Source organism: Microbispora siamensis (assembly GCF_016863095.1).
Taxonomy (GTDB): domain Bacteria; phylum Actinomycetota; class Actinomycetes; order Streptosporangiales; family Streptosporangiaceae; genus Microbispora; species Microbispora siamensis.
Map to the genome: position 1 here is coordinate 104,072 of NZ_BOOF01000034.1, position 13,303 is coordinate 117,374.

Genomic DNA, 13,303 nt, shown 5'->3' on the forward strand with positions numbered 1-13,303 from the left:
CAGGCCGACGAAGGGTTCCCGGCACCGAGGTTCGGTCATCGCAAGGACCGGTGCCCGGATCTGAGAAGTCGGGGAGGTCGGGCAGATCACCGGCACGACGAAGGCGCTGCAGCGGATCGCTGGCCGCAAGCGGCTGCTGGTGATCGGCGACTCCAAGCTGATTTCGTATGCGAACCTGGCCGCCCTGGACGGCGAAGGGGCCTCCTTCATCGCCCCGGCCTCTAAGACCTATCTCGAAGTGGAGGTGTAAGGCAGCCTGAGGTTGGATGCGGCCACCTTGACCGACGCGGGAGCTGGCACGTCATCGAGGACGCGATGTGCCTGAAGCGTCGCGTCGGCTACGTCGCGGATGCGGGAGTGGGCCGCGCAAGGGTGATCCGGTAGTCAATCTGCGGCGTGTTCGTGCACTCCTGACGCTACGCTGCCCGGCACGCGACATCGCTCGCCATGCTCGCCCACGCCTACCTCGCCATCACCGCGGCGGCGGCCCCCTAAAAACAGCCGCCGCCTGGTGCGCCTCACCCCCGCTGAAATCCGCTGTCTCCTGGCGCATCTGGCCCAAGCGGTCACCCGCCCGCTCGGTTTCGCCCTCACTTCCCAGACGTTAAGCCCAGGCACAACTCATGAACGATTCTGACTGCGGCTGAGGACGATCAGACCAAGTCCGATGAGGACTAACGCCGCCAGGAAAATTCCCCACTCAATCGGCCAGGGACCGAGATCCACGTCCACTAGCATCGCCAGTGCATCCACCAGGAGCAGCAGGAGTCCTGGAAACAGGAACTTTCTAGCCTCACCCAATTTTGTTCAGTCCTCCCTATCGTGACCACACATATGCATAGAGATTCCCAGTGATTGTGCCACCGATGACTATTTTCACACCCTTACCGTCTTCATTGTTGGCGAAGTCGACTAACAAGGCGGCCAAAGTTGCGATTGTCGCCCCCGCGGTGCACGCCGCCGACACGACCGCCGCCGTTCCTCCGGTTGGAGCAGCCATCAAGCCGGCGATGAAGGCGCACGCATCGAGTCCGACAGCGATACCGCCCAGAACGTGCTTCAAAATTGTCGCTGAACCCTGATCAAGATAGAAATTGCACCACGCCTTGACTTTGTTTTTGTCACACTCCATGTGATTTCCGCCCGTCGGAGTGCACTTTTTCAGACCGTCATCCTCGACACACTCCACGGTCTTATCTCGCAGCCTACGGCAGATGGACTCCGCGTTATCGTTCTTCATGCACTGCAGATGCACCTTTCCGCCGAGAATACATGCATCCCTGCCGTGCCCCCCGTCGGTACGGCAGTTCAAAAAGGCATCCACCTCACTGGAACAGGCCTTCTCCTCGTACTTGCGATCCCGACAGGTCAGATAGAAGCCCCATGCCTGCCGGCACATGCTCTTGTTGTAGCCCTCCCGGCAGTCGATGTACTCCTCGTTGGCTGCGGAACACGTGAGGAGATCCCTCGGCTTCACCCTACAGCTGAGGTATGCGCCGTTCGCTTCCCTGCAGATCTGCCGTGAATGATCGACTCGACACCCCCTGTACTCAATTCCGGCCGAGTGGCAAATATCGCGACTATAGCCATCGCGGCAGTCACCGTAGATAGCCTTCGACTCGCCGCACAGAGATTTCGACATGGACTTGCGACAGTTCAGATAATCCGCTTCCACCTCGTCGCAGGTCTTCGCATAGGCCTTCGCGCAATTCTTGTGGTCTGCGATAATCTCCGTGCACGCCTTACTCTTCTTCTTCTGCGCCTTGCAGGTCTCGTAGACGGTCACGGTCTTCGTCTTAGTCTTCGTCGTCTTGACCTGCTTGAGACTCCCGCTCGCCGTGGCTGCCTTGGCCTTGTGTCCATCGAGATCGGTGTTCGTCAGAGGGTTGTCGTTGGCGTAGGTATAGCGGTTGAGCTGGACCGAGGGATCGGCGGTGAGAGACCAAGTGTCGCGGGAGATGAAGCTTCCGGTAGCGGGCTGGTACCAGCGGGCCGCCATGTTGATTTTCTTCGTACTTGGATCGGTGTAGCCGCCCTGGTAACCGAGGCCGTGAGTGGCTCCGGTCTGGGCGATGACCTCTCCGAAGGGGTTGTAGGCGATGGAGTCGACAAGTCCTACGCCGTCGGCGGTGAAGGTCGCGATCAGGTCACCGTGCAGGTCACTGAAGGCCATCTGCCCGCCGCCGCTGTCTGAGAGGCTGATCGTACGTCCGAACGCGTCCCGGCCGTATGCGGCCTTCTTGACGTTGGCGCCGTCCGTGACAGCGACCAGGTTGTTCGTCTGGCCGTCGTAGGCGAATTTCATCGTCTGCCCACTTTCCCGGCGGGTAGCCATGCGATCGAGGGCGTCGTAGTCGTAGGTGACGGTGCCGTCCTGGATCAGGCGGTCGAAGGCGTCAAACTTAGCGATCTCCACCTTGCCGTTGGATGCCTCGGCTAGGGTGCCGCGTGCCGTATACGTGTAGGTGTAACCGTCACCGGAGATGAGGCGGTTCCGCTCGTCGTAGGTGTAGGTCTTGTCGCCCGCACGGATGCGGTTACCTGCGGCGTCCCAGCCGTATTCGGTGATCTTCCCGTCGGGGGCAGTCCACGAGGTGAGGCGGTTGCTCCAGTCGTAGGTGTAGGTATTGGTGCCCGCGCCGGCAGTGCCGGCAGTGGTCTTGGTGATGACATTGTTCTCGGCGTCGTAGCCGTAGTCGATCGACGCGATCGGCGATTCCTGACTGTTCTTGAGCTCATCCCTGATGAGACGGTTGAGCGCGTCGTAGGACAAGCTCCGGCGGGTGCCGTTCGCGCCGTAGGCCATGCTGGTCAGCCGCGCCGCCTTGTCGTACCCGTACTCGATCGCTGTGGACGTCACCGGGTCGGTCATGCCGGTGAGGCGGTCGGCGTTGTCCCAGGCGAACGAAGCCGTTCCGGTGGCATCGACCCGCTGGACGAGCCGACTGTCGGCGTCGTAGGCGTACGCGCTGATGTCGCCGTCGGGTCCGCTGCTCTTCAGTAATAGGCCGCGGTCGTTCAGGGAGAAGGCCAATTCGTCCGCGCCAGTCAGACGGCCAGCGAGGTCGTAGGTGAAGTTCTTGTCCTCCGTGGCCGCCTCCGCGCCGCTGCCACTCTGCTTGACGAGCCGGTTGAGCTCGTCGAAGGCCCGCTCGACCTTGACACCGCCGGGAAGCAGACTCGTGACCTGGTTGCCCGCCGCGTCGTAGATGTTCGTCCAGGTTCGGTCGGACAGGTTGGGGTGGGCGGCGGTGCTCGGCTCGATCACCGACTCCACCAGTCCAAGGCTGTTGTAGGTGGTGTAGGTGGAGTTGCCACGCCCGTCGGACGACCGGGTCTGCTGGCCTGCCGCGTCGTAGCCGAATGATGTGTTGATCGTCTCGGTGGCGGAGACCGGCTCGTGCTGCTCGATCAGACGGTTGGCCGCGTCATAGCCACGGGTGGTGGTGTGCCCCGTCGCCGTGGTCTGGCTGGTCTGGTTGCCGGCGGCGTCGTAGCCGAACTTCTGAGTGCGCAGCACCGCGCCATCCGAGCCCACATCCGCCGTCTCGATCTGCCGACCAGCGAGGTCGTAGGTGACCATGCTGGATACGCCGAGCGGGTTGGTCGTCTTGACAACCCGCCCGAACAGGTCGTAGCCAAAGGTCGTGCGGTTCCCGAGCGCGTCCGTGTGGGACGTCATCTCGCCAACCGCGTTGTAAGCGCGGTCCACGGCGTCCCCGCCCGGACGGGTGACCTTGGTCAGGTTGCCCGCGTCGTCGTACTCCATGCGGGTGATGTAAGTGGCCGTGGCTGGCTTGCGCTCGAAGGTCGTCGTCGTGATCTGACGTCCGAGATCGTCGTAGGTCGCCTCCCAGCGCGCCCCGGTCGCGTCGGTCTGGGAAAGCGCCTCTCCCAGCAGGTCGTATCCAAAGGTTTTGATTCCGGCCGTATTCCCGCCAATCGACGGATCGGTGACCTGCACCTTGCGGCCCAGGCCGTCGTAGAGCGCGGTCATGGTGTGGCCACGCGCGTCGGTCGAGCTGATCTGCAGCCCCGCAGCATCGTAGGAGGCCGTCACGGTCGGCGTGATTTTCTGGCCTCCCGGCGGGGTGTAGGCGGGCATGAATTGAGAGACCATCCGTCCCACCCGGTCGAACACGGATGTGATGGCTCGCCCCTCTGCGTCCACTGTGTGCGTCTGGTCACCATACGTGTTGTATCCCAGCCGTGTGAGGGGACGCGCAGGCGCGACGGCGCCACCACCGCGCTCGACCTGGACCTGAGGCAGCTTCAGCTCGACCGCCTGACCCACCGCGTCGTAACGAATGTTGGTGGTGTGGTCCGCAGCGTCGGCGCCGGAGACGTTCCCGCGCGGGTCCGTAATCGCAGTGACCATCTTGCGGTCGTCGACGGTAAGCGCGGTGACCAGGTCCTGGCCGTCGTTGTGCACAATCTGCCTGATCGGCTGGTTATCCGAGTTGTAGATGTACTCGGTGATCTCTATACGGTCGGTTCCGGCCGCGGTCTTGGTGACGCTGACGATGTTGTCGTTGGCGTCGTATCCGTAAGACGTTTTCCTTCCCAGCACACCAGGATCGGTCGTTTGGAAAGTCAGACGGCCAGCTGCGTCGTATCCAGCGTCAATGCGCAGATTCCCACCGTTCGTAGTCTGCCGGATGACATACCCGGCAGGGTCGTACAGCTTGGCCTCCAGCACCACGTCACGACCTGTGGATGAGCCGTTCAGCCTAGCCCCGCTGGCGATCGTTTGGGCTGCGAGTCCGTCGTCGTAGTAGGTGTACGAGGTGGTGCGGCCCATCGCGTCGGTCGCGGAGGCCAGCCTTCCGGCAGGGTCGTATGCGTACGACGTCATGACCACATCGGTGGGGGCCTGCGGGCTGACCGGGTTGCCGGTCCATCCCTTGAGCATGGTGACGGCGAGCTCCCCGCGCGCAGTGTAGGAGTAGCTGTAGACCGAACCATGCAGGTCGGTGTAGCTGACCTTCTGTCCCTTGTGGTCGTAGCCGAACCTCTCGACTCCACCCTCCGGGCCAGTGACCGAGTCGGCACGGCCGTAGTCGTCGTAGGTGTAGATGGTCCCGCGCTGCAGATCACCGCCGGTCAGATCGGACACAGTGGTGGTCAGCGGGTTGCCGTCGGCATCGTAGGTGGAGGTCCGCCGCAAGGTGTGGGTCACCCCGGTGACCTCGTTCTTGACTCCCGGCCCTGTGACGGTCTCGAGTCGGCCCTGCGGGTCATAGGTGGTGGTCGTCGTTACACCATCGGGGTACGCCACCGACACTTCCGTCTGACTGATCGCCCGCCCAATCGCGTCGTAGCCGTACTTCTTCACCAGCCCAGTCGGGCCTGTCTCCTGGGCGAGGTCGCCGACGGCGGTGTACACATACGTCGTCTCGTTGCCCTTGAAGTCCTTGGCGGACTTCACCAGGCCGGCCGGGGCGGCCCCACCACCGACCGCCGGTTCGGTGCCGTCGGTGTAAACGGTGATTTGGGAGCGACCTTGCGGGAAGTCCGATGTGGCGGGGATAGTTTTTCTCGTCGGCTCCCCATGAGTGTTGTACGTCGTGGTCACGGCGTAGGTGTCGTCGGTGGCTGCGGCCGACCTGGCGTCGCGGTAGGCGATCGGTTGGTCGTTGCGGGGGTCAAAGGGGTCATCCGCGTTCAGGTAATAGGAGTAGTACTCCGTGAAGCACGCGTCGCTGCTGCGGCACGTCTTTCTGGCCACGGGGTTACCCCGGGCGTTGTACACGAAATCGGTCGCCTTGCCGTTCGGATCGGTGACCTTCGCGGGGAATCCGCCGACGTCGTAGGCGTACCTGGTGGTCTTGCCGAGCTGATCAGTGGCGGAGACGACCTGGTATCCACGCAGAGCATTCGTGACGTAGGTCAGCCTGCCGTTGTCCGGGTCGGTCACGGTGGCCGTGGCCGAGATCTGGGTGGTCGATTCCTTGGCGTGAACCAGGTCCGACAGCTTCCAGGTGCCGCCGTCATCGTCGGTGTGCGTGGTGAGCCGACCGCCGTCGGCGTTGTAGGTGTTCTCCGCGTGGACGCGTCCCGACGGCTGGGTTTCCTTCGCCAGCAGCGGCTGGGCCAGTCGCGCGGCGTAGTGGGTGCGGACGGTGCCGAGCCCGAGGGGTCTGTTGTAGACCGCGACCTCGTCGATGCTGCCGGCGAAGGGGAAGGCGGTGAACGACGCCGTGGTGAACGGCCAGCTCGGGCCACCGTACCCGGCGCCGATGCGGGTGTCCCACATCTCGGAACTGACGGTGTGTGTGATCTTGCCGGCGAGGCCGCCGACCGGCTGCCCGTCCAGGAAGAGGGTCTGGATGTCCTCCGCGCCGGACAGCACCACATGGTGCCAGTTTCCGTCGTTCACCTTGCCGGGCGTGGTGATCGGGGCGATCGTTCCGTTCCAGAACTGGCCGCGGAGCTTGCCGTCCGTCCCGACGTAGATGCCCAGACCGTAGGAGTCCGGATCGTCCTCGTAGGAACTCTGGTATCCGAGGATGGTGCCGGAGCCGGTTGTCTTGAACCAGGCTTCGACGGACAGGCTTCCGCCGAGGCCGCTGACGGTCGCCTCAGGCAGCGAGACGTAGGCGGAGCCCGCGGTGCCCGCGAACGTCATGGCCGTGTCCGGCGTGCCGGCGAGCGCTCCCGCGACACCCACGGTCACATTGGCTGTGGTCCCCCTGAGCATGCCGTCGCTCGCGCCGAAGTCCAGGCCGCCGGAGCTGGGCACCTTGCTCCGCAAGGCCGTCGCGGTCCCGCCGAGGCGCCAGTAGCCGGTGGGCATGGAGTCGAGGACGACGCTGCGGTAGTGGGACGCGTCGGTGTAGGTGTAGGTGGTGCAGGCGCCACCGGAGGCCGGAGGGCATGCCTTGGCCAGCTTGTCGCCGTCGTACTCGTACGTCCAGGTGATCGGCGTCCCGTCCACCGGATCGGTGGCGACACTGGTCACGTGCGCGCCGGTCCAGCCGAAGGTGAGCGATCGCCCGCCGGTCGCGGTGACCTTCAGCAGCTTGCCGTCCGTGCCGTACACCAGGTCCTGAGTGCGGTCCCGCCTGTCGCTGACCTTCGTCAGCCGTCCGGAGGTGTCGAACCAGTAGGAGGTGGCCGACCGGTCCATCAACCGCCAGCCGCCGTCGTCCAGGCTGACCAGGGTGGCGAAAGTACCCGGCGGGGAGGCGTAGGTGCCGTCGCCCTTGGAGGCGAAGCGCTGCTGGGTGCCGTCGGGGTAGGTGATCAGCACCGTGGCGGGGGGTGTGATCGTCTTGATGGCGGCCAGCCCTTGGATCTCGGCCGACGACAGCGCCTTCTGGAACATCCGGAGGTCGTCGATGGCGCCCTTGACGTCGCCGCCGAGCACCGTCGTGCCGGTCGCGTTCCAGCCGGCCGGGACGCCGGTGACCGTCTTCATCAGGTCGCCGTTGAGATAGAGGGAGATCGAACCCGCGGCCTTGTCGTACACACCGGCGACGTGGAACCACTGCCCGACGGGCGCGTTCACTCCCGACAGCACGGAGGTACTCGTGGAACCGGCGGTGTCGGAGGCGTAGGTGGCGAACTTGAGCTGTCCGGTTGCCTGGTCGACACCCAGGTAGTACGGCGCTCCGTTGTCGCCGTTCTGACGGGCCACCTGGTAGGAACCCGACCTGTCGTCCAGCTTGAGCCAGGACGCGACGGTGTAGCTGTCGTCGGTGCGCAGCACCGGCCCGGAGGCGGTGGCCACCGCACCACCCGACTTGGCGATGGCACCGCCGATCTTCCCCTGAACGGGGGACGTACCGGCGGACAGCGCCGCGTTGAACCTCCGGCCGGACGCGTCCGCCGCGAACACGCTGCCCAGAAGGTCGCCCAAGCGCCAGTGACCGACCATGGACGGGTAGCTGATCGCCTGTCCCTCGTCCTGGATCCGCATGTCCCACCGTGTGGACCAGCCGGAACCGAACGCCCCGTCCGAACGCGGGTCAAGGCTGTTGTACGAGCGGGTGACGGCCAGGGGCGGACCAGGAGTGGCGACGGACAGATCGGTGACCGACCGGGTGTAGTCACCGTTCACGTAGTTGAACTCCCGGCCCTCGGTGCCGGTTACGAGAAGGGAGTTGACGGTGCCCTGTTCAGGCGTGGTGGTGAAGCTCATCCACGGGGAGGTCACGGTCACGGTGCTCGTGGCGGCCTTGGCGTACCACCAGTAGGTCTTGCCCCACTGCAGCTTGTCCTTCGGAACGGTGAACGTCCCGTTCTTGCTCCAATCAAACGAGCTCTCACACCACGTCCAGTGGTCCTTGGTCCCCGAGCAGATTTGGAACCAGTAGGTCACCTTGGCCTCGACCGGCGACTGCGCGTGCGCGGACAAGATCGGACGCAACGTGCTCACTTGCGAGTTGTCCGCAGGAGAGAAGGTCTGGAAGGGCAGGCCCGCGACCGTCGCCCTCTGCCACTCCGACCACGGGCCGTTCACTCCGCTCGTGGTGACGCCTCGGACCCGCCAGCGGATCCGCCAGCCGTCGGTGAGCTTGCCGGCCGGGATGACCGTCCAGGCGTTGGAGCCGGACGGGTATGCGGTGGTGCCGGTCCCAGCCCAGATCTGCCCCGATCCCTGGTCGGTCGCCTCGGGGTCGTGCTCAACCTCGACGCCCAGGTAGGAACTACGTCCCTGGGCGTCGGTCACCTTCGCGAACAGCCACGGAGTGAGCGACTGAGCGGTCCAGGACCATACGCCCGCCGTTCCGGGGGTGATTCCCACCGCCGCGACGGCGGGTCTGTTGACGCTCACCCTGGCGCTCTGCCATTCCGACCACGGCCCGGTGACGCCGGTCGTGGTCACGCCCCGGACCCGCCACCGCACCAGCCATCCGTCGGACAGCTTGTCGGCGGGCACCTGCACCCAGGCGTTCGACCCGGAGGCATACGACTTGGTGCCGGTCCCCGACCAGATCAGCCCGCTCCCCTGGTCCGGCACCGACGGATCGTGCTCGACCTCCGCACCCAGATAGGAGGCCAGGTTTCCCTCAGTGGTCACCTTCGTGTACAGCCAGGGCGTCGACGAGGCCAAAACCCAGAAGTTGTCTGCGGTCTTGGTTCCCGGGACCACGCCTAGGCCGGTCCCGGCCGGCTTGTTGACGTCGATTTTCGCCGTCTGCCATTCCGACCACGGCCCGTTGATCCCCGTCGTCGTCACACCGCGAACACGCCATCGCACCAGCCAGCCATCGGTCAGCTTGCCCGCGGGCATCGACACCGAGGCGTAGGAGCTGCTCGAGGACGTGGCCGTCGTGCCCGTCCCGGACCAGATCAGACCGGTCCCCTGGTTCGGCACCGAGGGGTCGTGCTCGATCTCCGCCCCAAGGTAGGCGTTCGGCCCGAGACCGAGGATCGAGTTGTACGTGATCTTCGCCGAGAAGCTCTGCGACAGGGTCCACATCGTCCACAAGCCGCCGCTCTGGCTCCCCTGCACCCCGATGTCGGACACCACCGGCTTGGTGACGTCCATCCTCATGGTCTGCCAGTCCGACCACGGCCCCGCCAGGCCCTTGGTGGTCACGCCGCGAACCCGCCACCGCACCACCCAGTCGTCGGTCAGCTTCCCTGCCGGCACCGTCACGGCAGCGTATGGGTTGTCCGAGGACGTGGCCGTCGTGCCCTTGCCTGACCAGATCAGACCCGACCCCTGACCCGGCGTCGACGGATCATGCTCGACCTCCGCGGCAAGATAGGAGTTCCCGTCAAGACTGCCGAACGTGGTGGGCCTGATCTTCGCCCGGAATTCCGGTGTCAGCGTCCACGACGTCCACAGACCCGAGTTCGGCAGACCGGTAGTCGTCGTGACCTCCGATACCGCGGGTTTGGTGATGTCGATCTTGGAGGTCTGCCAGTCGGACCACGGCCCGTTCAGGCCGGTCGTCGTCACGGCCCGGACCCGCCACCGCACCATCCAGCCGTCGGTCAGCTTGCCCGCCGGCACCTTGACATAGGCGGAGGACGTGGACGAGGACGTCGCCGTCGTGCCCGTACCCGCCCAGATCAGACCCGACCCCTGGCCCGGCACCGACGGATCGTGCTCCACCTCCGCACTCAGATAGGAGTACCGAGAAGAGACTCGGTCACTGATGTCGGCGTCGAATCGCGGCGTCAGCGACCACAAGGTCCACAGCCCCGAGCCCTGCGTCCCGTCGGCCGAAAGGTTCGACACCGTCGGCTTGAAGATGTCCACCTTGGCCGTCTGCCAGTCGGACCAGGGCCCGGCCACACCCGTCGTCGTCACGGCCCGGACCCGCCACCGCACCATCCAGCCGTCGGTCAGCTTGCCGGCGGGCATCGTCACCGACGTGTACGGGGCGCCCGAGGACGTCGCCGTCGTGCCCGTACCCGCCCAGATCAGACCCGACCCCTGACCTGGCACCGACGGATCGTGCTCCACCTCCGCACTCAGATAGGAGTACCGGAACGGCATCGGGTCGGTGACCTTTGCCCAGAAGTCCGGCGTGAGCGACGTCAGCGTAGACGTGCCCGCCCCGGGGATGATCCATGTCGAGAGATCCGATACCGCGGGCTTGGTGACGTCGATTTTGGCCGGCTGCCAGTCAGACCACGCGCCCTCTACGCCGCTCGTGGTGACGCCACGGACCCGCCAGCGCACCAGCCAACCGTCCGTCAGTTTCCCCGAAGGCACGTTGACGGAGGCGAACGACCCCGACGACGCCGAGGTCGTCCCCTTGCCCGAAGAGATCAGACCGGAACCCTGTGCGGGCACCGAGGGATCGTGCTCGATCTCGTACCCGAGATAGGACGACCGATACAAGGGGTCGGTGACCTTCGCCTGGAAATACGGCGTCAGCGACGACAGCGTCCATCCGTCCGGCCCCTGGGTTCCCAAGGCCGATAGGGAGGACACGGAGGGAGCATCGCCCTCCGCCAGGGCGGAGGCGAGGGTCGACGACCCCCTTGTCGACGTTGCGGCAGACGCCACCCGGGTGACGACAAGCGTGGGTGACTCCGCAGCAGCGCCCTTGGCGGGGCGCACCCGCCTCATCGACAGGCCCTGACCCTGGACGGCCTGCGGTGGGGCCGTCTCCTCGGGCTTCGCTTCCCTGAATTCGGCCGGCAGTGGCGGTGGAGACTTCAGGCCGCCCTTGGCCGGCTCGTCCGACGGCGTGCGTGGCTTGTCCAGCGGCAGCCCGCCCTCCGGGCGCTTCCCGTCGTCACTTGGACGCGGGCCGGGAAGTCGCAGGTCTCTCGGTTCCGTGGCCGAGGCATCGACCAGGTGCGGCAGGCCCTTCGCCGAGCCCGACTGCTGCACCGGCGGGGCGTCGGCCGAGCCGGATGTGACGTTCGGCAGGTTCAGCACAACGCGCGGCGCGGAGACCGGGGCCGGAAATGCCGGAAGTTGTAACGTTCCAGGCAGAATCGCGATCACCGACACAGTCGTGACACGCAGCAGCCATCGAGCCAGGCCGATCTTGCCCAGGCCGAACCCACTCCGTCGCACCCCGTCCACCTCTCCGTCGGCACGCAGCAGGCTGCGCGCGCGGCGCCCATGCGAAGCGGAGCTTCAGGAGAGGCTCGGCGACACCGGAGCGATCTTCAGCAAAGTGATCAAAAGGTACCTGCCGACGATCATGACGTAAAGAGGGCATAAAATTTGATGTGCCGCATTACCCAAACCGCTGGCGGCCGCTCAGCCCCCGTGGCCCTCGCCGATCTGCGACATCACCCTCATTGCACAAGCTTGATCACGGGGCGGATGTGGACGATTACCTGCGACAAGACGTCTTGCTGTGACCTAAAACCGACATTCGGATGTTCCCGATTCCGCAGCCCTTCGATCCCGCGTCGCAGACGCCAGCCCGGCGACTACGGGTTCCGCCTTCTCCAGGCATCGGCGGCAATGGCCGGCGGATTTCCGTCAGAGTTGCGAGCACGGTTCGACGTCCTTCGCGTCATCGAGAACGGACGGCCAGGCATGTCCGCCCATCCAGAGATCCCACCACTGCCGATCGAAGTGGCGGAAATATCGCGGGCTCTCACAGAAGGTCCGTAGCGGATCCTCGCCGACCCCTGCGATGTTCCAGATGAAAGCGCCCCACCTCGGTGTGGCCATCATCGCCGTCGTCCCGGATGCGGCCATGGCGACGCGGTTCACGAGCGTGGCAGGCCCCTTGAGAGTGGCCGTCCGCACCGGACGCGACCGGTCCCGGAGGTCCCAGAGCATCGTCAGTCCGCCGAACCCGCTCGTCATGGCGGTCTTCCCGTCCGCGGCCAGGGCCACGTTGTACACCTCCGACATGCGGGCGGGCAGAGTCGCCAGGTGAACGGGCCTCGCCGGGGTGGACAGGTCCCACACGTGCGCCCCGTTGCGCCGATCGACGTCTGTCAGCCCGCCCACCAGAGCGGTGCGTCCGTCGGCGCTGAGCGCGACGCCCTCGATGGTGGAGCCGGGCCGGTCCAACGTCGCCAGCCGAACCGGCCGAGCCTGGTCGGCGACGTCCCACACAATGCCGCTGCCTCCCGCCGCGGTCACGAGCGTGCGTCCGTCGGCACTCATCGCCAGACCGCTGACGCGCGACTTCGCAGCGCGCAGCGCGGACAACCGGACCGGATGGGACTTCCTGGTCAGATCCCACAAGGTCACGTCGCCGTTCTCGGTGCCGGCCACCGCCGTGCGCCCGTCCTCGCTCAGCGCCACCTCTTCGACCTGGTTGAGCACATCGCCGACGATGCTCGCGACCTTGACCGGGTGGCGCGGATCGGTCAGATCCCAGACGATCACGGAGCCGCCGCTGATGCCGGTCAGCGCGACCTTTCCGTCCGGCGTCAAGGCGATCGACGTCACCCAGCCTTCCTGGCCTTTGAGCGCGGCGATGTCGGTCGCGTCGACGCTCATTCCGGAGACCAATGTCCAGACCTTCACGCCGGTTTCGAGATCGCTCGTGACAGCCAGGCGTCCGTCGGCGCTTATCGCCACCGCTTCCACGTTCACGGTGCCGGAGAAAGCGCTCCGGCGTTCGAGGAACAATGTGTCTGCCAGGCTCGCCCGGGTGACCTCGTCCGGCTGTATCGACACGGCCGCCGCGCCCAGCAACGCCGCGTCTTCCGGCCGGAGTTCACGCAGTTCCGCGGCCGTGAGAGCGAGTTCGTAGGCCGCGACGATGCGCGACGTGTTCTCATATCGGTGGAATGCGATGGCGATACCCGTGACCACCAATCCGGCCGTCAGGACCAGGACGACGAGGACCGCGCGGGGTGATTTTCGCGGGAAACGCGGCGCCGCGTCGCCGGATTCGGTTTCCACCACCTTCTC

2 protein-coding genes are annotated in these 13,303 nt (G+C 65.6%); both read right to left on the reverse strand.

What is annotated here, in order from left to right; translation table 11 throughout:
- Nucleotides 1-817 precede the first annotated feature (817 nt).
- On the reverse strand, nt 818-11,500 hold the full coding sequence (locus Msi02_RS28025) for a LamG-like jellyroll fold domain-containing protein (RefSeq protein ID WP_204051034.1): 10,683 nt from the start codon (nt 11,498-11,500) through the stop codon (nt 818-820).
- Nucleotides 11,501-11,908: 408 nt separating this feature from the next.
- Nucleotides 11,909-13,294 carry a WD40 repeat domain-containing protein gene (locus Msi02_RS28030; protein ID WP_204051035.1) on the reverse strand — a complete coding sequence of 462 codons (1,386 nt, stop codon included), beginning with the start codon at nt 13,292-13,294 and terminating at the stop codon, nt 11,909-11,911.
- Between the last annotated feature and the right edge of the window lie 9 nt (nt 13,295-13,303).